A 24711-nucleotide genomic window follows, 5' to 3' on the forward strand; every position below is an offset into this window, starting at 1 on the left:
TCATGGGGGATCCTCAATGTCGGCGCCCCGCAAAGCTCTCGGCGATCACCGCGTCTGCGTCCTCAAGCGCCACGCTCTCCAGCCAGTGGCGACGAGCCGCGGGTTTGATGATCACGACCTCGTTGCGACCATGGACCCGCAGTTCGCGCTGACCGGTGAGTGCGCTGGCGAGAGGCACCTTCATCCGGTCCTCGAGCCGTCCGAAGACCGCGGCGAGACTTCCGTCGGGCGAGACGATTTCGACATCCGGGGCCTTGGCGCCATCCTCTAGGACGAAGCGCACAATCCGCATCGCATCCGTGCCACGCAGGTCGAACACTTCAGCTCGCACGCTTCGTTGGCGACGCGCCGAAAGCCATCGATCCAGCACGGCCAAGAAGGTCTGTGCATACGCGGCAACACCCTCGCGCGGATCCGCCGGGGTCATGGAGTCGGAAAGCCCCGCGTTCCATTGCCATCCGGCTTTGAGGAGCCCGTCTCGCACCACTATTCGGTCGTCGGCGTCGAGGTCGTAGAGGTCGAATACAGCCTCGTCGAGCGCAATCCAATCTTTTGCGTTCGGAGCCCGAGTTCGGAATTGCTGCTCAAGCGCATAGATTTTTCGACCGGCATCTGAACCAGCGATCTGGTTGAGATCCGGCGTGGGCAGCAGCGCCACGTCCTGTCGGAAAAGACGCCGTTTATAGAGGCCGAACTCTCCGGCCGTCATGAGGAAGAACCAAGCCGCCAAGGCTGAGCCTAAGACTCCGGCGAGGATATGGGCTGCTTCGCGATGGGACGCGGGGAACGGTGCGCCAAAGAAGGCTTCGGCGAAGACGAGGTCGCGATCGGATACTGCAGTCAACGGCCTCGGCTCCCCGGGCAGAAACTCCTTCACCAGCAGTAGAGGCGCCTTGTAGAGCGCCCGATCACGCGGCCACTGCGCGGCCGCTAGTCCGAACAAGGGCAGGTCGTTGGGCACGGCAAAGGGTTGCAGGTCATCCTTCTGCAGATAGTCGAGCGCAGTTAGGTAAGCCGCGTCGCGGTTCCGGTTCTCGGCTTTGCCAAGAATCAGGCCATCACCCAGCACAGTTCCCAGATCACGAAGCCGCTCGCCAAGCGGCTGATGCCTGTCGGTGAGATCGTCTACGAGGCGCAGGTCCCGGCGCCGGCCGAAAGCCGCCGTCTTGAGGCGGGTCGGCCGTGCCTCCCAGTCGTCCAACGAAAGACGGACGATATCGCTGGGTGCGATTTCGAAGGTGTGGGAGCGCGGCCCCGCAGGCGACCACGGGACCTGAACAATGGTCAAGGTCTCGGTTGGCTGGGGCCGATGCCGAGCGAACAAGACAATGGCCGGCATCGCTGCGCCCTCGAACAGCCAGGACCGCAGGTTCGAGAGATTGACGAGCGTCACCGGGCCCAAAGCTCGAACCACGTGACGTGCCGCTGATGCGCCTGTTTTACTGGCGCTGAAGAATGGGGTGGCGCTCAATACCATGCCAAACCGCGTTCGCGGGTTCGCGAATTCGACAGCCCGCATCAGGAAGTCTAGGCCCACGCCCCGTGGCTGGGCGGGAAGGGTCTGTCCGCCCTTGCGGCGATCGGCCGTGCCGGCTTTACCCTTGAAGCTCCAGGGCGGATTGCCGACGATGATGTCGAACGATTTTAGGGCGTTATCTTCTATGAGATGTTCGGTCCCCGCATCTGTCTGCTCGATGGTTCGAGCGTCGCCAACGAATAGCGTTCGGCCGATCAGAGGCTCGAACGTCAGGCCTTCCGGAGGCTGCGGATCGGGGTCGAGTTCAAGGGCCGCCAGATAGAGGCTGAACGCCGCGACCCGGATCGCGGCTTCGCTGATGTCGACGCCGTAGACCTGGGAATACAGCGCCTTGCGGATGCCCTTCCTCGTCAGGGGCCTTTTCAAGCCCTGCAGGTGGACCAATCGCCGAAACGCCTCGACAAGGAAGACGCCCGATCCGCACGTCAGGTCGAGCACGGTCTGTTCGCCGTCGAGGCCGTCCATGACTTCGTCAAGGATCAAGGAGACCACAGGCAGGCGGGTATAATAAACGCCTGCGCGGGTGGCCTCCGTGGACCGGGCACGTCCCGCAATGGGCGCGGCGCCGGAGTGTGCGAACTGCTCGTAGATCGAGCTGATCAGCTCTACCGGAATCACGTCGAATTGATACGGAAAGAAAGTGGTTTGCCCGCTGACCGGATCAACGGCGTCCAGAAAGTTCGCCACCCGGGAAAGATGCTCTGTCGCGGGCGGGGCCGCCGAGGACGGCGGGAACATGTCGCCGTTGAAGGTCTTGGAAAGCCACTGGAACAGCTGGCTCGTTGCCTGCCGGTCGCGCAGCGCAGCTGACAGACGCGCCGTTCCGCAAAGACTGTTCATCCGTTCTGCGGTGATGATGTCGCGATCAAGCAGGTACTGAGTGAAGATCGCTCGGCCGATCAGCGCCTGCGCCTCGTCCCGGACGAGATTCGCCGAGACTAGGTCGCTCTCGAGCACGGCAAGGTCCGACAGCAGTTGTTGATCGACTGCGGTCTTGCGATCCACCTGCTTGGTTCTGGCCCAGAACTGGCCGGTCTCCATGGCAAAGCGGCCAGCAAGCGCGTCGAGTTCCTCCAGTCCCGATGCGATCGTAAGGAAGGTTGCGAGACGGTTCTGTGCCGGATCAGCCTCCGGCCGGGGGCGACCGAAGCCGTTGTAGAGATCGATGCGATCCGGTGACATGATCCAGAGTAGTGGCGCGAAACCTTCATTCCAGATCTCTTGGCGCCAAGCGGCCAAATCCGCGTCGGCCGGCGGGCTCGAAGTGAACTTGAAATACACCGTAAGAGAGGACTGGCCACGCCACAGAGCGTCGGGCGTGAAGGACCGACCTCGCCGGCCCAAGCGAGCTTCCTCGCCCAGCAGCACGCCCGGCGCAGCTTCGCCGTCCGCCATGTAGCCGGTCGCTGACAGGATTTCACGAAGCGCCGTATTAGTCATCGGCCCGCCTTCACCATCTGAGGCGCGAAGGGCAACGCCGCTTGAAGCGAGGCGGACGCGAGCGGCATTACTCTCTGGCTCAAATCGTGCACGAGCTGCGCGCAGGGGATTACGAAGGTCGGGTCCTTAAGTGGCTTGGCTCCAAGGTCAAAGCCGGGCACTAAGAGGGCCGTATGAGCGTCAATCAGAGCGACCGAGCTCTCAAGATCAGAGGGGCGGGTCTCTGAAAGGGCACGAAACAGCGCGTCCATACTGCCACCGATATCGCTGATCCGAACGTGAAAGTCCCCGGTAATCCGCCGCGTAATCGCCAGTCCGAGTATGTCTGCGAAAGTAAAACGGGCCGCTTTGCCCGGCTTGGCGGCGAGATAGCTCACTGCCTTGCGCCATGCACGCACCTCACCTGGCGAGACGCCAGCGAGATCGCGCGCTTGCTCCTGGGTAAATTGAATCGTTTGTAGCGACATAGATACTTGTCGCAGACGACAGGAAAATCCGCAAGAGCTAACGCGGTGCCGTACGCGATTTCAATCCTCGACGCGGCTGGACGGCGTGAGTTCGGCGATGGGTACAGATAGCCCTGCAGTTCGAGACCTGTTCGGCCACCAACGGCGAGGCGATGGTCGAGGATCGTCTGGAGCGAGATAACGACCTGCTGCCAGCTCAACTGTCCGCGGGGGCGTCTATAGACCCGGCGTGCTGGCTGTTCGAGCCAGCCTGAGGCGACATATTTGGTGCGCAGGGAAATGTAATAGTCGCGCGCGGAGAGCTGTACGCATTGATTTCGCCGGTTTTGACGGTACTTTATCGCCGCGTCAGATTCGACGTTTGTGGCCGATGCCTTACTGCGACGCGGCCGATAGATGCCGATAGCTCACAGAATTTTTCTAGCTAGCTTCGTTCCTGAAAACCCAGCAAAATCAGAAGGCTAGGTTTTTGACGGTACCCTTTACGGTACACTCAGCCGCTGAAATTATTTTTCGTAGATATGTCAGGCAGTTAGGGCGAAAAGAATATTCGAGTGGGAATGACGGCTGCGTGAGGCTTGATGCTGCCGGATGCGGCGGCCTGCCAAACGGGCAACGCAGATTGCCCGGCGGGCCGGTTGATCTCCTGGGTGCGGGCTTGTGAGGGCGCATCCGATGTTGGCCTACGCGCGCGGATGGCCGTCGGGGGGCGTAACAGCACCCGGATGCGCGCCCTTCAAACCGCATCGAGAGCCCTGATCATGCGATGAAGCCGTTATCGGGCCCATTTTCGCTGTCGCCAGTCGATGCGCGAAGGATCGAAGCAGCGATGAGCGGCGCGCGCTCCGGGGAGCATCCGGCATGTGTCTCGAAGATCCGCAACCCCGGACGCCTTTCTTGTCGCACCCGTAGCGGCGGTTGTGGTCGGTTGTGTCGGGGCTGCGAGCCCGGGCAGGTTCGGCCAAGGCGGCCGGCTCCCCGATATCCGGATCGAAAGCGCGCCGTCCTCGCCCTTCCGCTGGAGACAGCCCCCCGCCCCCCATCGGCACCTGAACCGGGCTCCCGTTTCCGCGGGCGCATCGCGGGGCGGAGCCGCGCCGTGTCGAAAGCGGCGTGTTTCAGCCGGTCCGGTCCAAGGCATCCGCTGTCCCTTCGCCGGCAAGTCCTCGGACGCAACAGCGATCCCCCTGACGCATTGCCGGTACTTGCGGCCCGCTCGAGGGCTGATGTCGGATGCACGCCGTCTGCGGCCGTCCGCTCCGGCACCGCGGCTGTCGTCTTCAAACTCTGCCCGTTGCCGCGTCCGGTCCATTTGCCGTTCGCGCTGCGGTTCATGGATTCCGGCATCCTCCAGCCTCTCCGCTCCTGAAGGCCGCAAAGGTGAAATCCCGGCTCCACCCCGTCCGGGCGATGGAGGCGTGCCGCCTGCCGCTCTCCATTCCGCGGGAAGGTGTGCGAGGTGATTCGCCTCGTTGAGCCGGCCTTGCGGATTGTTGTGGTCCTGACGCCCTCCCGCTTCCGGCCCGGGTGATCGAACCCTTGTCCTGCCGGCCCGTGCCAAATGGCCGAACCCAATGAAATGACGCCTTTTTGCCATGTGTGAGCCGAAAGTAAGATCTTGGCAAATCCTGTTGAAGTTTTGGTAAGAATCGAGTGTTGTATTGATCATTAATAGATGATATTCGAGTAATGAATACAAGGATTTAGTGTATGAAGTACAACAGTTGTGAAATAGAACAACTCAAACTGAATGAGATCTACTTTGTACGTAAGAAGTCTTACAACAGTCACAGCAGAGCCGACGGTGTGATCTGCTCATTCAAGGGGCGTGCCATGAATCTGATGAGAATCTTCCACAAGCCACTCTTGGCCACGACGGCGCTTGTTGCCGTCGGCTCAGCCTGCCTTCCGGCCCTGGCGGACGGGCTCCCGACCGGCGGCAGCGTTGCCGCGGGCTCGGCGACGATCCAGCAATCGGCCGGCGCCATGACGATCACCCAGCAGTCGGGCCGTGCCGTCATCAACTGGAACGGCTTCTCGGTCGGACAGGGCAACACGGTCACCTTCGTCCAGCCGGGTTCGAATGCTGCCATTCTCAATCGCGTGACCGGTTCAAGCACATCGGACATCGCCGGAAGCGTCTCGGGCAATGGCCAGGTCTATCTGGTCAATCCCAACGGCATCGCCATCACGCCGACCGGCCAGGTGAATGTGGGAGGCGGGTTCGTCGCCTCGACACTCGATATCGACGACGACGATTTCATGGCGGGCGACTTGCGGTTCAAGGGCAATGGGGCGTCGGCAGGCGTCTCCAACTCGGGAAGCATCGCCGTCGGGTCGGGCGGCTATGCCGCGCTCATGGGCGGCAAGGTGCGCAATGACGGCGTCATCTCGGTGCCGCTCGGCAAGGTCGCCCTGGGGTCGGGAGAAGCGGCAACCCTCGATCTGAGCGGCGACGGATTCCTGCAGGTCAGCGTGCCGACCGCGGCCGGCGCAGAGGGCGGCGACGCGCTCATCGAAAATGGCGGACGCATCTCGGCGGATGGCGGCTCGGTGGAGATCAGGGCCGCGACCGCACGGCAAGCGGCCCGCCATGCCATCAACATTCCCGGCGCGATCGAGGCGAACTCGGTCGGCGGACGCTCGGGCGCGATCGTCATCGGCGGCGGCGCCGGCGGGCGCGTGGCGGTATCCGGCAAGGTTTCGGCCAAAGGCACCCAACGCAAGGGCGGTCGGGTCGAGGTCACGGGCAGGGAGGTCGTGCTCAAGGCGGCCGAGATCGACGCCGCCGGGGACGCCGGCGGCGGTGTGGTCCGCGTCGGCGGGGGGTATCAGGGCGGCGAAGGGCTGATGCAGGCGGACACCACGCTTGTCGACGCCGACAGCGTGATCCATGTCGATGCGACCGAGGACGGCGCCGGCGGCAATGTTGTGGTCTGGGCGGAGGGCTTCACGGCGTTCGACGGCCTGATCACCGCCCGCGGTGCGGGTTCCGGGGCCGGCGGCGACGCCGAGGTCTCGGGCAAGGCCCGGTTGGCCTATAACGGGCGCGCCGATCTGCGGGCGGAAAACGCACCGGCCGGAACCCTTCTGCTCGACCCCTACGATCTTCGGATTTCGAACACCGGCGCCACCAACTCGAATGTGACGACGACAACGCCAATCACGTCGACCGGGACGGGATCGGTCCTGAACGTTCAAACGCTCAGAGATGCTCTCTGGTTGGGCAGTGTCACGATTCAGACCGGAGCGGGCGGGAGCGAGGCCGGAAACATTTTCTGGGAAGGGGGAAATGACGTCACGCTCGAGCCAAATACAACGCTGACGCTGAAGGCAACCAACAACATCGAGATCCAGTCCTACATCAAAGGCGGGAATCTGTCCTTTCTCGTTCTCGATGCGGACAGCGACAGAGATGGAAACGGACAGGCATTTACATCTGGCGGCGGGCAATCCTGGATCAACGTTACCGCCTATACCAACCCGAAAAGCGATGGAACGGTGCCATTCATCGCGCTCAACAACGCGGCCATTTCCACACGAAATGTCTTCATCGATACCTATCAGGAACTTCAGGGCATTGCGAGTTGTGTTTCCTGCAACTTCATTCAGACGGCCGACATCGATGCGGCGGATGGGTCGACCTACGGTTTCGATCCCATTCTCAACTACAGCGGAAATTTCGATGGGCGAAACCACGTGGTCTTCAACCTGACCATCAAGCGCCCGGCCGAAGAGTTCGTCGGGCTGTTCGGTACCGTCAACGAATTCGGGGTGGTGCAGAATATTCGGCTGGTGAACGCCTATGTCCAGGGAGGCGATTCCACCGGCGCGCTGGTCGGGTCGATGGCCGGCAGGGTCGAGAACGCAGCTTCGTCAGGTATCGTTCTCGGCAACAACAATGTCGGTGGCCTCGTCGGCAACATGAATGCCGCTGGGGTCCTGAGGTATGCCGGAAGCTCAGCCTCTGTCGGCGTTGTCACGAACGGCAACGGAGATGCGATGGGGGGGCTTGTCGGCCACGCGCGGGACACCACCAACATCATCGAATTTGCCTTCGCTACCGGCACAGTGGATGGCAAGACCACCCTCGGCGGTCTCATCGGCGCATCCCGCGCGCAGATGAATTATGTTTATGCAACCGGCGCGGTCAGGAGCTACACCAACGACCAGAGAGTCGGCGGGCTGGTCGGCGGAACCTATGGTGCGCGGATTTTCCAGTCCTATGCCACCGGAACCGTGACGACCAGCAGTGGCGTGAAGGGCGCGCTCGCCGGATACATGGACGGAAGCTCTCGCCTGGAGAGATCGGTTTACAATAGCGACGTTCTGGGGAGTGCCTGGGGGGTCCGCGACAGTGGCGCGGATACCAGTCAGGTCTACGGGGTGTCCACGGCGGATTTCAACAATCCGACCCTGTTCATGGCCTATTTCGGCGCGGGAACAGGGGTCGATTGGGACTTCAACAGCATCTGGTCGCCGCCGATCAACGGCACACCCAGACTCTATTCCGTCAATCCGGTGGTCTGGATCAAGACGGGTTCGGCAAGCACCGTCTATGGAAGTGCGACGACCGCTCCCATCACCGTTGGCGAATGGCATGGCGGCCCGGGCGCCTTCATTCCGGTGATCCGCTCGGGCCAGTCAGAATTTGTCAGCCTGCCCGGCACGATCGCCGTCGATCCGAACACCAATGTCGGCACCGCCAACGAAACGCAGACCGCATTGTGGACCAATATCTCGATCCTGGGGATTCCCTACCAGATCCTTTTCGCCGGAACCCTCAGTCGCACGGTCACAAAGGCGCCATTGACGGTGACTGCGATCGACAAAAGCAAGACCTATGACGGGGGCGCCCATTTCGGCGGCAATGGCGTGACCTATTCCGGGTTCGTCAACGGCCAGAACAGCTCCGTGCTCGGCGGGATACTGAGCTATGTCGGAAACTCGCAAGGGGCGGTCAATGTCGGAAGCTATACGATCACTCCTGCCGGCTACACCTCGAACAACTATGCGATCACGTATCAGAGCGGCACGCTGAACGTCGCGCAAAAGCCGCTGACAGCAAGCCTGACCGGGCCGATCATCAAGACCTATGACGGAACCAGGGCGGCCACGCTCACGCTTGGCAACTACCAGCTCAGCGGGCGGGCGGGCAATGATGACGTGTTTCTCAATGCGCCGCCGCTGATGGCCGAATATGACAGCGCGGCCGTGGGTTCCAACAGATGGGTCACGGTCAACGGACTGACATTGGGCGGCGCCGCCGCCTTCAACTACACGGTGAACTGGACGGCATCGAATCCGGTCGGACAGATCGACAGGAGAGCGCTGACGGCGAGCCTGATCGGGACGATCAGCAAGACCTATGATGGCTCCAACGGGGCGACGTTGACGCCCGCGAACTATCAGCTGGTCAACTGGATCGCCGGTGATCAGGTCTATCTCCAGGCGCCCCCGCTGACGGGAACCTACGAGTCGGTGAACGTCGGGAGCAACATCAAGGTCACGGCCAACGGCCTGACGCTGGGTGGGAACGAAGCCTCCAACTACACCGTAAACTGGACTGCATCCGGCAATGTCGGGCGGATCGATCAGAGGTTGCTGACGCTCAGTCTGACCGGAGACGTTATCAAGACCTATGACCGGTCACGCACGGCGACACTCAGCGATGCGAACTATGGCGTACTGAGCGGAATCGTCGCCGGTGACGATGTGCGCCTTCTGTCCAAACCCACCGCGGGCACCTACGACACCGCGAATGTGGGATCCAGCAAGTCGGTTGAGATCACCGGGCTGTCGCTGACCGGCAATCACGCGTTCAACTACAGGATCAACCCGACGGCGTCGGCCAATATCGGCCGGATCGACGCCTTGGCGCTGACGGCGAGCCTGATCGGGGAGGTCAGCAAGCCTTACGACCGGACAGATGCGGCCACGCTCACCGTTGCGAACTACAAGCTTGAGGGTGTCCTGACGGGCGACACCGTGAGCCTGCAGTCGCCGCCGACCGCCGGGACCTACCAGTCGGTCACTGCCGGAACCAATATCAGGGTCACCGTCAACGGGCTGGCGATTGAAGGCCCCGAGGCCTCAAACTACACCGTCAACTCGACCGCGTTCGCCAATATTGGCGAAATCAGGCGGAGGATGCTGACGCAGGCCATGGTGGGAGTCGTGGCCAGAACCTATGACGGTTCGGACGTCGCCACCCTCACCGACGCCAATTACGGGGTGTTGAACGGGATCATCGGGCCGGACATCGTATCGCTTTCGTCGAAGCCGAGCGCGGGTACCTATGATACGCGGGCGGCGGGAAGCGGCAAGACGGTCACCATCAACGGGCTGACGCTTCAGGGCGCGGATTCCGGCAACTACATGATCGAGTCGACGCTGTCGGCCAATATCGGCCAGATCTATACGAAGGCATTGACGGTGGACCTGGCCGGCGAGGTCGCCAAGACCTACGACGGCAACACCACGGCCACGCTCACGCTTGCGAACTATGCCCTGAACGGGGCCTACTCGTTCGACGACGTCTCGCTGCAGACGGTGCCGACAAGCGGGGCCTACGATGTCGCGACCGCGGGCACCAATATCCTGGTGACAGCCAGCGGGTTCACGCTGTCCGGGGCCGACGCAGCCAACTATGCGGTCGCCGCATCGGCGTCCGGCTCGGTCGGTCGGATCGACCGGCGGGCACTGACCGTGAGCCTGGTCGGCAACATCACCCGGGATTATGACGGCACCACCGCCGCGACGCTGACGGCCGGGAATTACGGTCCGCTTGTCAACGTCGTTTCGGGCGACACGGTCGATCTCCTGTCGAAGCCGACCACCGGGACCTTTGATTCCCGGCACGCAGGCACCGGCAAGAGGGTCGAGGTGACGGGCCTCACGCTGACTGGCGCGGATGCCGGCAACTACACGATCGACCTGACGGCATTCGGCAATATCGGCCAGATCGACGCGAAACAGGTAACGGCGGTCCTGTCCGGAGAGATCGTCAAGACCTATGACGGTACCAACGCGGTCTCCTTCGCCAATGGCGGCTATGCGCTGGCAGGCACCTACGGCTTCGACGATGTCGGCTTGGTCGCCTCCGGTGGCGCCTATGACACCGCGGATGTTGGCACCGGCAAGACGATTACCGCCACCGGACTCTCCCTGACGGGCAACGAGGCCGCGAACTATGCGCTGTCGAATAGCTCGGTTTCGGGGCCCGTCGGCAGGATCACGCCGGCTGCGTTGACGATCACGGCCATCGACGTCAGCAAGGTCTATGACGGTGCAGGCTTCAGCGGCGGAAACGGACTGGCCTATCTCGGCTTCGTCAACAACGAGACGGTGGCCGAGCTCGGCGGGGCGCTGAGCTATGGCGGCTCCGCGCAAGGCGCCGTCGCGGCAGGCAGCTACACGATTTCTGCCTCGGGATATACCTCGACCAACTACACCATCGCCTATGTGGACGGGACCCTGACGGTGTCGCCCCGGCCGATCATGGTCGCGGCCAACGATCTCGTCCGCACCTATGGCGCCCCCAACCCCGCGCTCACCTACCGGGTGACCAGTGGGCAACTGGTCGGGGCGGACGCGTTTGATGGATCGCTGAGCACGGCCGCGACCGCGCAGTCCGATCCGGGCCTGTATGCCATCGAGCAGGGCTCTCTCGGCCTGAACAGCAACTACAGCCTCGCATTCCTGCCGGGTGTCCTGACCATCCAGGGCCAGTACACGCCCGTGGTCCCGGGTGGCCCGACCATTCCCTACATCCCTTCGGTGCCGAACGACACCATTGCCCAGGGCGTGACCGACGGGTCGGGACAGGCGAGCGCCAACCCTTCCCTGAAGCTGGAATCGGCCTGGGGCGCGTCGGGTCTGGGAAGCGCGCCGCGATACGGCGTCGGCGCGGGCTACACCGCCGACCGCGGCACGATCTCGGTCGAGCTCGGGAACGGCGAACCATTCTCGTTGTCCCAGGAATTTGTGTGCCTCGGGACGACCAATTTCAGCGGCGCGTGCGCGTCGCTCGGGGGTGGAAATGATCAGTAATTCCAAGGGTCAAACGACTGCAAGGACGAAGAGATGGGGGTTGAAACCGTAATGTTCGTCAAGAGAACTCTTGCTCTGAGCATGATGTGTTGCCTGGCTGCGGGGTCCGGCGCATTCGGACAGAGCGCCAGCCAGGTCACACAACCGAACTATGCGCCGCAACAATCGGTCGCCCGCGGCGGATTCGATCTTCCGCTCACCGCCGATGCCTCGGTTCCGCAGGGCGCCGACCAGTTCCATGTCACCCCTTCGGGGGTGACCATAGAGGGCGCCTTCGAGGACATGTCGGCGGCGAACGACAGCCTCCGGCAGCGACTGAGCGGCAAATCGGTTACCGCAGCGGAGCTGTTCGAGGCCGCCGCGGACCTGGAAAGGGCCTATGTCAATGCGGGCTATCTTCTTGTCCGCGTCAGCCTGCCGCCCCAGACGGTGCGGGACGGCATGCCGGTGCTGTTCGTCGTCACCAACGGCTATGTGGAGAGGATCGATGCCTCGACACTGTCGACCTATGTGCAGCGACGGGTGCTCACGACCCTCGAGCCGTTGATTGGGGTCCGCGGGGTGAAAAGCGGCGAGCTGGAGCGGCGGCTGCTGCTTGCGGGGGACACGGCGGGCGTGACGCTGCGCTCGACCTTGAGGCCGGGCGAGACCGCGGGCGGAACTGTCGTCGTCGTCAACGGGGACTACAGTCCGATCGGCGGCTCCTTCGGCATCAACAACGGCCTGTCGGACGATCTCGGCGTCTATGCCGGCGAGTTCAATGTGAATTTCAACAGCCTGCTGGAAATCGGCGAGACCATCTACGGAAGTTTCAGCGGGTATCCGGGCGCTAAAGCCGACGGGGCTGCCTCGTCGGCCCCCCGAAACCGGCAGCTGGCCGCAGGCTTTATCGTACCCCTGGGCCATGACGGCCTGTGGTTCAACGGCGAATATGTTCTCAGCCAGACAAATCCGGACAACGGCCTCGGCTTCACGATCGGGGACGAGTTCAGGAAGCTGAGCGGCCGGCTGGGCTACGAGCTTGTCCGGTCCCGCAATCTCAACCTGACCACCATGGCCATTTTCGACATCGCCTCCGAAGAGCAGTCGTTCATTGCGCCCGGAATTGACGTGATGCTGTCGAAGGACGAACTGCGCGTTTTTAGGCTGTCGCAGAAGGGCTCCTTCGCGCCCTGGCGCGGGGCGGAGTTCTCGGGCGACATCACCTGGTCCTTGGGGCTCGATGCGCTCGGCGCCCGGCAGGCGACGGCGGCTTTGCCGCTCAGCCGCTATCTCGCGGAACCCGATTTCCAGAAGCTCGCGGCCTCGCTCGGCTATGTGCAGTCCCTGCTCGATGGGCGCGCGCAAATCAGGCTGTCCGCCAGCGCCCAGACGTCCTTCGGCAAGGCGCTCCCCTCGTCCGAGCAATTCTCGATCGGCGGTGCGGGGCGCGTCTCGGTACTCGACCAGGGACAGACAAGCGGCGACGCCGGCATCGTCGGCCGGGCCGAATTGACGGCGCCCCTTCCGATGCCGCCCGCGCTGGGCACCAACGCCACGGTCTGGCCATATGCGTTCGCTGCGGCGGGGGCCGTCGAGCTCGTGCATCCGACCGCGCTCGAAGACAAATCCGAGAATGCGGTTGCGGTCGGACTTGGAGCCCGGATTGCGCTCAACCTGCCGAAGACGACCAGCCAGTCCTTCTTCGAACTGGAGTTCGCGAGTGGCTCGACCTCGTCGACCGGCCACGAGAGCCGTTTGAGTTTCAGGATCAACAACCGTTTCTAGCCGAGCCCACCGGGCACCGGCGCAACCGAACGTGACAGAGCGGCAAGAGGATTGCCGAGCAATTGGAGGAAATCCCGTGAGTGGACAGATGATGCTGAACAACATGCGCTACTTTCTCGCAAGCTTGCTGGTGTCGGGCTCGATAGCGGCTGCTGCCCTCGCTCAACAGCCGACCCAGGGGCTTGCAAGCGAGGCGAATTCACCCGAGGTGACAACCGCAAGCTATGGCGACTGGGTACTGCGCTGCGCCCGCCTGCCTTTGGCGGGAACCGACGAAGCCGCTCCCGGGGAGGCCTGCGAAGTCATCGTGTCGATGTTCGTGCAGGGGCAGGCGGAGCCTGTCGCGCAATTGGCCATCGGCTACAAGCTCGAGGAGGCGGCGGGTCTGGTCGCGACGGCGGTCCTGCCCTCCAACATCGGTATTCCCGGCAGCGTTCAGGTCGTCAGCAACGCGTCGGTCGATGGCGATGGGGCCGGCGTCATCGCGCTGCAATGGACGCGGTGCATGGGTGGCAGGTGCTTTGCCACCACGCCGCTCACCGAAGAGGAGATTGCGGGACTGCGTCCGGACGATCGCAACGCGGAAGGCGCGGTCCGGTTCGAGACGGCCGCGGGGCAGGTGGTGTCGATCCCCGTGCCCTGGAAAGGCTTCGAAAGTGCCCTCGCCGCCTTGAAGGCCACCAAGACGTGACTGCCGACGCTGACGGCGCTCCGGAACTGAACGTGCGGGCGGGTTGCGGCCCGGACGAAGAGTGCGTCCGCGCTGCAGCGGGATGGTTGAGTGCTCACCTTGTTCTGCGGAGCTCAACCCTCCCCCGCACCGCACGTTCAGCCCCGGCCGACTGGCGTCAGCCTCCCGCACGCGAGCGGGACTTTGAAGTCCTGTCCCCGGTTCCTGCCGGGATTCCCGGAGTTACGCGACGCACAAGCAAAAGTGTTTCCGGGAAGCGGCAAGCGCTGTTGCCGAAGACCCGGGCCTTCGATGCCTTCCATCGCAGCGAAACAGGGCGGCGCTTGCCGAAGGCTTCAAGGTCTTCCCGGTTCACGGGATGGCGCCGCTCTCCTGGCGATCATGCCGATGCCGGTTCTCTGCTTGCGATCCCCGAGATTGCAGCCGGGTTCCGGCCGCTGCCCGGATCCATGCCGGCCACTTCCGAGGGGGCTGCATCGGCGGGCACGCGCATAGCGGCTCGCGCCGCTTGACGGTACAACTGATCCTTCAGGGGGAAGATTTCTCATTGGAGCCACGCGTGCCATGCCCGTGTTCGTCTTCCAGCTCGACATCCAGTGTAAATCCGTATCCTTGCAAAGTAACCAACGGAAAATCGAGCGTGGAATAGCCCTTTATCTTGTTCCTGAGGCGCGACAGAAGCGTATCGAGATTTCGCCTGTTTCCTTCGCCTTCTGCTTCTCCCATGAAACGAAATATCTCCTCTCGGAGAACTTTCTTTCCAGGTCCGTGATGTATCAGACAGTTGATCAGCATGCTCTCTTTTCGCGAAAGCGGTATTGATGCGCCGTCAGGCGATGAAAGTGTCAGGGATCTGTTGTTGAATTTCCAGAGATCCTTTTTGTCGGCCGATGGGTTTGAGGTTAAGCGCCCTTCCAGGGTGAACAGGGCCGCTGACAATTCTTCGGGATGAAGCGGTTTGGTCAGATAGATGTCGACCCCGGACTTGTATCCCTTGATGCGATCCTCGAGTTCGGCCCGCACAGTCGTGATGACAATCCGGATGGATGTGTTCTCACGCAGGTAACTGACGATAGAGTAACCATCGCTGTATGGTAAATTGATGTCGACAAGGGCTATGTCGAAAATGTCCGGCGAGAACGATTTGTAAAACTGTATCGCGTCTCGAACGCCGAGAACGGAATGTCCTGCTTCGGTCAAATAGTCATTGATGCTCTCTCTCAGCATATCGTCGTCTTCGACCATAATAACCCTTGCCATAACGCCACCCTTGTTTTTCTATTGAAAGAAGTAGGCAAGAAGGAGGATTTTATAGAAAAATGTATATTATTCAAGATAAACGTTTTTACGTTTGCCTCGTTGTTGCTTGCGCGGCCGTTTTTGCTGCAATCATTCTGATTCCAAACTGGAACCGTCTTGAGCGGGGTCATGGGGCCTCACCCAGAGTCCTGACGATCGGGCCGGACTTCACCCGGAAATCCCTGGCCGGACATCTGGTCCTCGTCGAGGGTGTCGCGCCGCATGAGGGTATCGAGGACATTGTGTCGGGTCGGGGGACGCATCGCGAGATTGCGCTGAGCGGAAACCTCGCCCTTGGCTACAGGACGGACGAGACATGGCTCAAGGTTGAAATGGAGCGCGCCGACTTCCGGCGGCGCAATCTGTTCCTCTGGATGCAACCCAGCGTTTTGGATCATGTGCGTGTCTATCTGGTCGAAAGACACGGCCTGGACGCCCCCCGGATCACCGAAATCGGACAGATCGGCGACAATGATCCTGATTATTTATGGAACGGAGTGGGGTCCTATCTGATCCTGGAATACAAGGAACCCGTGTCCCAATATTATGATCTTTACTTCAACATAGGCAGCACGAGCTCAATCCTGCTCTCGGGCCACATCGGAACCGTTGAGCAGTTCAACAACAGAATGTACGCATCTGACCTGACCGTCGGATTTTACATATCGTTCCTGATGACGGTTTCCTTCATATTCGTTGTGCTTTTCTTCAGATCATTCTCGAAAAATGCATTATATTTTGCACTTTTTTCTTTCATGTATGCGGTGAACATCATGATTCCGGCCAGGATGTATGAGCTGCTTCCGGTCGCGGTCGACATGAATGTCATGGACATCGTCAATGTTCAGTCCCTTATTTTACTGCATATAGCGGGGGCGTTGTTCTTCCGGCAGTATTTTGAATTGTGGATAACGAACGAGGGTCTCAACTCCCTGTCCTTGTGGCTGTGCGCGATGCTGCTGGCGATGGCGATCGGGGCCGGTCTGGGGGGCTGGCAGGCGATCATGCCGATAGAGCTGGGCGTCGTGGCAATCGCCCTTTGGTTGTATTTCTTCGAATATGTCCGCCAGTTTCTTTCCGGCAGGAAGCTAAGTCGCGCAGGCCTTCTCGGAACCGGATTGTACAGCGTGGAAGTGTCTACATACCATTTGATCCTCATCGGTGCGGTCGCGCCCGATGGCCCCTCATTGAGCATCATCTATCTGGCGAACGCGCTTTTCATTTTGCTGTTTACACTCGGGCTGATCGAGGAGGCCGCGGTGCAGGAGCGGCGCAATCGCCTGAGCCTGAACCTGCGGCTGGCGCGCCGAGCCGAGCAGACAGCCGTCAGGCTTGCCCGGGAAATGACCCGGGAGCTTGAGGAAGCCAAGGTCGCCGCGGAGAAGGCGCTGGAAACGGAAAGGCGCGCGCAGGCGGAACAGCTGCGGTTTGTCGATGTCATCTCGCATCAATTGCTCACCCCGGTTGCCGTCATAAAGTCGAGTGTCGCCAGCCTGCGGCGATCTGTGGGCGAAGCAGGCGGCGATGATGCGATGCGGCTGCAACGTATCGAGACTGCCGTGCGCCGGCTCAGGGAAACGATCGATGTATCGCTGGTGAGGAGCCGGATCAGCTCGGTCGGCGGGCGCGCGCGCAAGCGAAAGGTCGTGCTTGTCACGGAACTTCAGAAGATCGTCGAGCGATCGTGCAGGTTGTTTCCAAGTCGCGATGTGACGCTGGAGTTCGACAATCTCGACTTGTCGGCCCGGGCCAATATCGACGTGGAAATGTTGGGAATCGCGATCGGCAACCTGATCGACAACGCATTGAAGTTCTCGGACCGCGAGGAGCCCGTCGCGGTCACGGTCAGTCGCGATGGCGATGAGCTTTCGATTGCGGTCAGGGATCGCGGGATCGGCGTGCCTGTCGATGAAATACCGAAAGTGAAGGAGCGCTATTATCGCGGTTCGAATGCGGCCTCCTATTTCGGGACGGGGCTCGGCCTCGACATCGTCAATCAGGTGGCGCTGGCGCATGGCGGGCGGCTGGAGGTCGAGAACGCCCCCGTTGGCGGGCTTGTCGCACGACTGGCAATCGTCGGCGAATTCGACCCTGGCTAGCCGCCCGGCAGGCGGCCCGCGATTGGGCCTTGGGCGGTCGCGGATGGATCTGAAGCAAGCTGAAGCCGTCCCGGGCCGGTGGGGAGAGGCGGTGACGCAATCCTGGCGGTAGGGAGTTCGGTCGATAGGTCCTCCCCCTGCTTCCCTTGTCGCTGGCGCATGCCCGGTCTGCCCCCTCTTCGAGGCCTTTTCACGGTGCAGTGCGGCCCCGGAAGCATTCATTCCCTCCCCGACGGGTCATCGCCCAATCCCATGGTCGATGGCATCGAGTGTCGTTTGCCTAGCTTGGACGTGTGCTGGGCATAATGGCGCGACTATAAGTCCCCGATGAATGAAAGGTACAGCAAGAAATAAATATTGTAATCGAATCTAAAATAATGCAGAAATAGCAAGGAATACAGATATGTAATGTATGAAATGTAAGTTTTGCGTAAGATGTGTCTTGCTGTGAATGAAGTCTACTTGGAATGTAAGAAATATTGCGGAGATCATCTCGGCGCTGCCGATATGATCTTCTTGTCCAAGAGGTGTGCCATGAACTCGATCACACTATGTCGCAAGCGGCTGCCGGCAATGGCGGCGCAGGTCACGCGCGATGCGGCCGGTGCTTTGGCCCCTGTGCACCGGTCTCCGGTTGGCGGACGCGTCGCGGTGGGTTCCGCGATGCACCGGAAGCCCGGCTTCCCGACGGCGGTCCCGGGGCTGCCGAAGCCGGATCGCGTCCCGGATTTCAAGGCTGATATCAGGGAGGATGGCGAATGAAGCAGAGCAAGCTATTCAGCGTTGATGGCGACCGGGCGTCACCCGTCTTTGGTCGCCGGATCAGGACAGCCGTTGTGGAATCGCAGATACAGGAAGGCATGGCGCGCCATGCACTTGGACTTTGCGACGCAGCACCGGACGCCATGCTCTGCACGGACGATGCTGGCCGCATTATTTTCTGGAACGCCGCGGCTGCCGTCCTCTTCCGGCACAAGCACGGCGACATTCTGTCGAGGCCGATTGAAGCGCTGCTCGGTGTCAAGCAGGCCAACGTCTTCAAGGCCGTGACACGGGAGATGTGCGGCAGGCCGCGCCAGACCTGGTGGCCGACCATACTCGAGTTTTCCATCTCGCGGCGGAACGACAAAAGGCTGCCGATCGAGTTGTCCTTGGCTGCGTGGAAGGATGAGGGGCGGTCGTGCTTTGGCGCGATCTGCAGGGATGTGTCCAAGCGCCATGACAAGCAGCGCGAACTCGATCGCCTGATCTATTTTGACGGCCTGACAAACCTGCCGAACCGGATCTTCTTCCTTGAGCGGCTCGAACAGGACCTGATACGTCACCGTCAATTCGGCCTGCTGAAGATCGGTCTCGACAATTTCAAGGAGATCAATTGCTCGCTCGGACTGACCGCCGGTGACGAGCTGCTGAAGCTGATGGCCGAACGCATCTCCACCGCCGTCGGCAGCTCCATGTTCATGGCGCGCCTTGGCGGCGACGTGTTCGGTGTGCTGTTGACCGGGTCCGGTTCCGTGGCGGCGACCCACAGACTTGCGGAAAGGCTGCTTGCGCTGGTGACGGAACCGCTCGTCATCGGCGGGGTGAAATGCCGGATCAGTGCCAGCATCGGCCTCGTCCTGTCGGATGAGCTGACCATTCCGATGGGGGCCAATTCCGTGCTGACGGCCGCCTTGCTGGCGCTGCATCAGGCAAAGGGTGCGGGTGGCGGGCAGATCGTTGCCTTTCGCAGGGAACTGAGCCGCAACATTGATCAACGTTTCAGGATGAGAGCCGAACTGGACTGCGCCCTCGCACAGGGCCAGTTCGAGCTGCACTTCCAGCCGCAGGTCGGCCTGCCCGACAGAAAGCTCGTCGGAGCGGAGGCGCTGATAAGGTGGCGGCATCCCGAGCGCGGTCTGCTGGCGCCCTGCGTGTTCCTGCCCGCACTGGAAAGCACGGCCGTGGCACCGGTGGTCGGTCGGTGGATCCTCGAACAGTCATGCGCCTTTGCGGCAGACTTCGCCGCCCGTGCATTTCCCATTCGCATTGCCGTGAACCTCTTCAGTGCCCAATTGCGCGATGGCAAGCTTCTGTCCGATGTGACCGGTGCACTGGCAAGTTCGGGCCTTTGCCCCTCGTTGCTTGAGCTGGAAATAACGGAGACCACGGTGCTGGGGCTCGACGACGAGATGATTGAACCCCTGTACCGGCTTCGTCAAATGGGCGTGGGCATCGCATTCGACGACTACGGCACCGGCTTCGCCTCCCTCAGCCATTTGAAGCGCTATCCGCTGAGCCGGCTGAAGCTCGACAAGGATTTCACCTGCGGGATCGACAGGGACAGCGAGAACCATGCAATCGTCAGCGCTGTTCTGGCGATGGCGCGAAGCCTGCATCTGGAAAGCACGGCGGAAGGCGTCGAGCATGGCGAGGAAGCGGAGGTCCTGCACAAACTCGGCTGCAAGGAGGCGCAAGGCTATCTGTTCGGCATGCCGATGCCAGGCGCCGAATTTCTCAAGAGGCTGGCTCAAGGCAACCCCTTGGCCTGACGGCCCGATGCCAAGCCGGCGCATCAACCCGGTCCCGGCAATACAGCCGTTCCGGGATCACGACCGCTGGCTGAACGATCTCGGCACGCGCCGCGGCAAAGCCGGGTTTCTCCGCGGCCGGGGAAACCTGCGGTCAAGCTGCGTCCGGGAGCGGGCTAAAGCACAATCGAAGTGCTGCAGGTCGCAGTCCCGTTGGCCATAACCCGGGCTGCAAAGCTGCAGAACAAAACAATGCCCATAATCGCCGATAAGCTCGACTGAGGTGACAGCCGGTGCGTGCTGTGCATGGTGGAGCGCTTCAGGCGAGGTCGGCGGTGGGATGGGTTCGTGAACGGTGCAGATGAACAGGATGCCATTGCGGTCGCTGGCATCGAGAAGACCTACGGATGGGGAGGCCGTGCGTTCAAGGCGCTTGACGGGCTTAGCCTTGGCGTGCCGCAAGGCTGCGTCTATGGCCTGCTGGGCCCGAACGGCGCTGGCAAAAGCACGTTGCTGCGGATCATCGCCGGGCTGGTGCGCGCGGACCGCGGCTCGGTTTCCATCTTCGGAGCCACCGCGTCCCGGCAATCGCGGCGCCGCCTCGGCATGCTGATCGAAGCTCCGGCCTTTTACCCGTTCCTGACAGCCCGCGAACATCTGGAAATGGTCGCCCGGACGAGCGATAGCGATACCAATGCGCGGGTGGAGCCCGTTCTGCGGCGCGTCGGCATCGGCCATGCCGCCGACAGGAAGGTGGCGGCCTTCTCGCTCGGCATGAAGCAACGGCTCGGGATCGGCTGTGCCCTCGTCGCGCATCCCGATGCGATCGTTCTCGACGAGCCGACCAACGGGCTCGATCCCGACGGCATCCTCGAGATGCGCTCGCTGATCGCCGAACTGGCCCGGCGGGACGGCATCACCGTGCTGCTTTCGAGCCATCTCCTCGATGAAGTCGAACGCGTGTGTGATCGGGTCGCGATCTTGCGCGATGGCCGATTGGCGGCACAGGGACGGGTCGCCGACCTGTTGGACGGCCAGGCCCGCTTCTGGCTCAGTGTCGATTGTCCGCAGCTGGTTCTGGAACGCCTGGCCGGGCGCGCCGATGCCGGCGACGGCGGGGTTTACGTCCGCATCGGACGCGAGCAGGCGCCTGAGCTGATCCGCATGCTCTCCGCTGCCGATATCCGCATTTTCGAGGCCAAATGGGTCAAGCCCGATCTCGAATCGGTGTTCCTGTCGGAAACCCGAAAGGCGGCCCCATGACGGCTCTCTTCCTGTCCGAGTTGCTCAAGCTCAAGCGGCAGCCGGGGGTGCTGTTCTGGGGATTTCTCGCGGTGCCTGCGGCCGCCCTCGCCTTCAGGATCGCGCTCGAAGGTTTTTTCCTGCTGCGATACGGGGATTTCCCGCAAGCCCGGACCGACATGCTCGTGTCTGCGGCGCAGTCGTTGGGAATTGCGGGCAACCCGGTTGCGCAGCTTCTCTATGCAATCGGCGTTTCCTCGGTCTTCCATGTCGAATACCGCTTCTCGACCTGGCGAAACCTGGTGCCCCGCGCTGGACGGCTGCCGCCGCTGGCCGCGAAATTCGCCGTTTGCCTTCTGTGCATGGCAATTGGTCTCGGTCTGACGGTGGTCGGCGACATGATGCTCAATGCCGGACTTGGCCTTGTCGGGGACGGCGGCAGCAGAGCCCCGGCTCAGGCGGGCGGCGTGCTGGTGCTCGGCGCGGCATTCGGGATCGCCTTTCTCGAACTGGCGACCCTGGCGGCCATTGTCGCGACGCTGACACTGCTGTTTCGCAGCATGATCGCGGCCGTCATCCCGGTGTTTCTGGCCGGCATCACCTGCGCGATGGCGCAGGCCTATTTCGGCGCGGCCATCGCCGGCATACCGATGCCCGCCTTTGCCGCCGATGCCGCGCGGGCATGGCTTTTCGCCGGCGCGGAGGGAGCATACGGCGTCGGCGGAGTGGGCACGCTGCTCGCGTGGCTGCTGGCGGCAATGGCCGCCGGATGCCTCGTCTTCTCGCGCCAGCCGCTGAATACCGAGTAACACGGATGCCAGTGATTGCGAATCACGCGTTCAGGCCCTGACGCGAGAGACATTGAAACAACCCTTTTCAGGACGTCACCGAATGATGCGAATGCTGAAATACATGGGCATTGCCTTTGCTCTCCTGCTGATCGGCCTCGTGGGCTACGGCGCCAAGGGCTATTTCGACGCGCTGTCGGATGCCGAGGGCCTGCGTGTCCGCGCCGACGCGGCGATTGCCGAAGGTCGCGGCGGCGATTCTCTCGGAGCTACCCACATGGCGATCCTGCTCGCGGTCCAGGACCCGAATTTTCCGACGCATTCCGGCGTGGATTTCTCGACCCCGGGCGCGGGCCTGACCACCATCACCCAATCGGCTGCCAAGAGGCTCGCCTTCGAGGCGTTTCGCCCTGGCATCGGCAAGATACGCCAGACCGGCTACGCGCTGGGGCTGGAGCGCCGTCTGTCCAAGGCGCAGATCCTGGCCCTGTGGCTGGAGACGCTGGAAATGGGAAATGGCCCCGACGGCTGGATGGTCGGGTTCCATGCGGCGAGTTCCGCGATCTATGGTCGGTCCCCGGCCGACCTGAGCGAAGCCGAGTTTATCCGGCTCGTGGCGGTGCTGATCGCGCCAGCCTCCTACGATCTCGTGGGAAGCGACGCCAGGCTCGACGACCGCGCCGCGCGGATCCAGCGCCTGGTGGCGGGCGCCTGTGCGCTGACGGGCCTTTCGGATGTCTGGCTCGAAGGATGCCGGCCGTGACCCGGCGGGATGCGTCCGGATTCGAGAGAAGGAAAAAGGGAGGGCAGGTGTGAGCTCGCTCACGTCCGGCAATGCCGAACAGTATGGCGATAGCCGCAAGCTCGCGGCACGCGCCCGGCTGAACAGCGAATATACGATAGCCGAAACCGGCTGGTTCCCGTGGGTTGCAGGACAGCTTCCCTTGAAGCCCGGTGACAGCGTCCTCGATGTCGGATGCGGTCCCGGCTGGTTTTGGGAGGCGGTCGCACCGGAGCTGCCGCAGGGCCTGCACGTCACGCTTTCCGCTCNNNNTTCTCCGAGCATGGTTCAGGAGGCCGTTGAACGGTGTCGGCCATTGCCATTTGCGTCGGTGATGGGCCGGCAGGCCGACGCGGCGGCCTTGCCTTTCGAAGACGGCAGCTTCGACGCGGTGATCGCCATGCACATGCTCTACCATCTGCCCGATCCTGCAGAGGCCATTGCCGACATGCACCGGGTCCTCAAGCCCGGCGGTTTCCTGGCGGTGACCACGAACGGAGCGGGCAACATGCGCGAGCTTTATGCCCTCACAGCCGTGTTCGGCAGCGCGCCCGTCGACCCGGCCGGCGCCGCCTTCGGATATGACGCCGCCGAATGGGTCATGCAGGCCCGGTTCGGCACCGTGACCATGGCGCAGCATCCGGCCTGCCTGCGCTTGACCGATCCGGAAGACGTGTTCCTGGCCCTGACTTCCTATCCTCCTGGCGATGCGGCCGACGAGGCGCAGCTCGCCGCATTCCGGAAGGCAATCGCTGAAGCGTTCCGGGCGGGCCACGGCGTGCTTGAAATCGGCAAGGAAAGTGGTGTCTTTGTGGGCAGGAAGCAGCTTTGAAACCAAGTGTTCACCCTTCACGCTGAAGTGAACCAAGACAGTGACGATCGAGAGGATTCCCATGGCAAGCCGTCGACCACCGTTCCTGGCAAGTTGCTGCGCAGCGATCTGCGCCCTGCTCGCCGCCACCGCCGCGCGGGCAGACCTGACCCCTGCCGCAGCACCGGGCGACACGCTGGACCGCGCGACCGTCAGCGCGGCAATTGCAGGCATCGCCGCCGAATTGCGCGAAGGCTATGTCTTCCCGGAGAAGGGCGCCCAGGCGGCGACGGCCCTCGAGGCGGCGCTCGCGGACGATGTCTTTGCGGGGATGGCCGATCCGGCCAGCTTTGCCGCGGGGCTGACCGCACGGCTTCAAGACATCACGCAAGACAGCCATCTGCGGGTGATCTTCGGGTCGCCCTTCGGACCCCGGCCGGCCTCCCCCGGCCCTGACGAAGCCGGCTTCGAGGTGAAGCGGCTTGACGGCAATATCGGCTATCTTCACCTGGCGCGGTTCGTTCCGCCCGGGATCTTCAACCCGGCGGCCGATGCGGCGATGCGCAGCCTCTCGGACACCGCGGCGCTGCTCATCGACATGCGGGAGAATGGCGGCGGGCATCCGGCATCGGTTGCCTATCTTGTGAGCTTCTTCCTTGAGGCCGGCGAGCCCGTCCATATCAACGATCTCATCTGGCGCAATCGCGGGACGCTGACCTTCAGAACCGAATCCTTCTTCAGTTCGCCGACGCCCGTGCATTACCTCGGCAAGCCGGTCTATGTGCTGGTCGGTCCGAAGACCTATTCGGCGGGCGAGGAATTCGCCTATGACCTGCAGGCCCTGCGTCGGGCGGTCGTGGTCGGTACGGCCACCCGCGGGGGCGCCAATCCGGGCGGACTCACCGAACTCGGGTCGGACCTTTTCGTGGTGGTGCCGACGGGCAGGGCCGAAAATCCGGTTACCGGCAGCAACTGGGAGGGGGACGGCGTGCGCCCGGATGTCGAGGCGACGCTTGAGGAGACATACGAAACCGCGGTGACGCTGGCGATGTCCGGGCCTGGCGCTGCGCAAACAAGACAGCCTTAAGCCGCGGCGAAGGCTGCCACCCCGGACGGGGCGTCCCAAAGCCTGCAACAGTGATGGCCGCAGGCGATGGACATGCAAATCTATCGGTAGTGTGCGGAGAGTTCTGCAAAATGGCTGAGATTGGGCGGTCATGGCAGGCT

General features: G+C 62.4%; 14 protein-coding genes and 2 pseudogenes. 12 read left to right on the top strand and 4 right to left on the bottom strand.

Annotation, left to right across the window (positions count from 1 at the left end; all coding sequences use genetic code 11):
* Positions 1 to 13 precede the first annotated feature (13 nt).
* From AWJ14_RS11875 to AWJ14_RS23055, 3 genes are read right to left on the bottom strand one after another with little or no spacing between them, the layout of a single operon-like run.
* Positions 14 to 2977 carry an HsdM family class I SAM-dependent methyltransferase gene (locus tag AWJ14_RS11875; RefSeq protein WP_066179083.1) on the bottom strand — a complete coding sequence of 988 codons (2964 nt, stop codon included), beginning with the start codon at positions 2975 to 2977 and terminating at the stop codon, positions 14 to 16.
* Entirely contained in the window at positions 2974 to 3444 is a 471-nt protein-coding gene (locus AWJ14_RS11880) for a hypothetical protein (RefSeq protein WP_066179085.1), read from the bottom strand. Before AWJ14_RS11880 ends, AWJ14_RS11875 begins: the two co-directional genes overlap by 4 nt.
* Positions 3351 to 3848, bottom strand: coding sequence for an AbiEi antitoxin N-terminal domain-containing protein (locus tag AWJ14_RS23055; protein ID WP_342587258.1), 498 nt, complete (start codon positions 3846 to 3848; stop codon positions 3351 to 3353). The genes AWJ14_RS11880 and AWJ14_RS23055 overlap by 94 nt, the downstream gene beginning before the upstream one ends.
* Before the next feature lie 1306 nt (positions 3849 to 5154).
* Between AWJ14_RS23055 and AWJ14_RS11885 the strand changes: the two genes are divergently transcribed.
* The 3 genes from AWJ14_RS11885 (at position 5155) to AWJ14_RS11895 (ending at position 13954) form a co-directional block, all read left to right on the top strand.
* The gene (locus tag AWJ14_RS11885; RefSeq protein ID WP_083220212.1) at positions 5155 to 11496 is read left to right on the top strand and encodes a YDG domain-containing protein; all 6342 of its coding nucleotides are present in this window, start codon (positions 5155 to 5157) and stop codon (positions 11494 to 11496) included.
* A gap of 51 nt (positions 11497 to 11547) precedes the next feature.
* A complete protein-coding gene (locus AWJ14_RS11890; protein ID WP_210183533.1) occupies positions 11548 to 13263 on the top strand; it encodes a ShlB/FhaC/HecB family hemolysin secretion/activation protein in 1716 nt (571 codons plus the stop codon).
* Between the two features lie 88 nt (positions 13264 to 13351).
* Positions 13352 to 13954: an invasion associated locus B family protein gene (locus tag AWJ14_RS11895; protein ID WP_066179091.1), complete on the top strand. Its 603-nt coding sequence runs from the start codon at positions 13352 to 13354 to the stop codon at positions 13952 to 13954.
* Between the two features lie 528 nt (positions 13955 to 14482).
* On the opposite strand, the gene AWJ14_RS11900 is transcribed toward AWJ14_RS11895, so the two are convergent.
* Entirely contained in the window at positions 14483 to 15199 is a 717-nt protein-coding gene (locus AWJ14_RS11900; RefSeq protein WP_066179095.1) for a response regulator transcription factor, read from the bottom strand.
* Positions 15200 to 15273: 74 nt separating this feature from the next.
* Here AWJ14_RS11900 and AWJ14_RS11905 point away from each other — a divergent pair, with 74 nt between their 5' ends.
* The 9 genes and pseudogenes from AWJ14_RS11905 (at position 15274) to AWJ14_RS11940 (ending at position 24571) form a co-directional block, all read left to right on the top strand.
* A complete protein-coding gene (locus AWJ14_RS11905; RefSeq protein WP_066179101.1) occupies positions 15274 to 17352 on the top strand; it encodes a sensor histidine kinase in 2079 nt (692 codons plus the stop codon).
* A gap of 534 nt (positions 17353 to 17886) precedes the next feature.
* The gene (locus tag AWJ14_RS11910; RefSeq protein ID WP_139112623.1) at positions 17887 to 18114 is read left to right on the top strand and encodes a hypothetical protein; all 228 of its coding nucleotides are present in this window, start codon (positions 17887 to 17889) and stop codon (positions 18112 to 18114) included.
* Positions 18111 to 19883 (top strand): putative bifunctional diguanylate cyclase/phosphodiesterase, encoded by a 1773-nt coding sequence (locus AWJ14_RS11915; protein WP_083220215.1) that lies wholly within the window; start codon positions 18111 to 18113, stop codon positions 19881 to 19883. Before AWJ14_RS11910 ends, AWJ14_RS11915 begins: the two co-directional genes overlap by 4 nt.
* A gap of 285 nt (positions 19884 to 20168) precedes the next feature.
* The gene (locus AWJ14_RS11920) at positions 20169 to 21125 is read left to right on the top strand and encodes an ABC transporter ATP-binding protein (RefSeq protein ID WP_083220216.1); all 957 of its coding nucleotides are present in this window, start codon (positions 20169 to 20171) and stop codon (positions 21123 to 21125) included.
* Positions 21126 to 21145: 20 nt separating this feature from the next.
* Entirely contained in the window at positions 21146 to 21913 is a 768-nt protein-coding gene (locus AWJ14_RS11925; protein WP_139112624.1) for an MMPL family transporter, read from the top strand.
* 82 nt (positions 21914 to 21995) lie between these two features.
* Entirely contained in the window at positions 21996 to 22655 is a 660-nt protein-coding gene (locus AWJ14_RS22815; RefSeq protein ID WP_066179118.1) for a transglycosylase domain-containing protein, read from the top strand.
* 49 nt (positions 22656 to 22704) lie between these two features.
* Positions 22705 to 22942: pseudogene (locus AWJ14_RS22820) on the top strand (class I SAM-dependent methyltransferase); the annotation flags it as partial.
* A gap of 4 nt (positions 22943 to 22946) precedes the next feature.
* Positions 22947 to 23505, top strand: a pseudogene (locus AWJ14_RS11935) (class I SAM-dependent methyltransferase); the annotation flags it as partial.
* A 61-nt stretch (positions 23506 to 23566) separates the two neighbouring features.
* Positions 23567 to 24571 carry a S41 family peptidase gene (locus AWJ14_RS11940; RefSeq protein ID WP_066179124.1) on the top strand — a complete coding sequence of 335 codons (1005 nt, stop codon included), beginning with the start codon at positions 23567 to 23569 and terminating at the stop codon, positions 24569 to 24571.
* The last annotated feature ends 140 nt before the right edge of the window (positions 24572 to 24711 follow it).

The organism is Parahoeflea olei (genome assembly GCF_001703635.1).
Classification (GTDB): Bacteria; Pseudomonadota; Alphaproteobacteria; order Rhizobiales; family Rhizobiaceae; genus Hoeflea; species Hoeflea olei.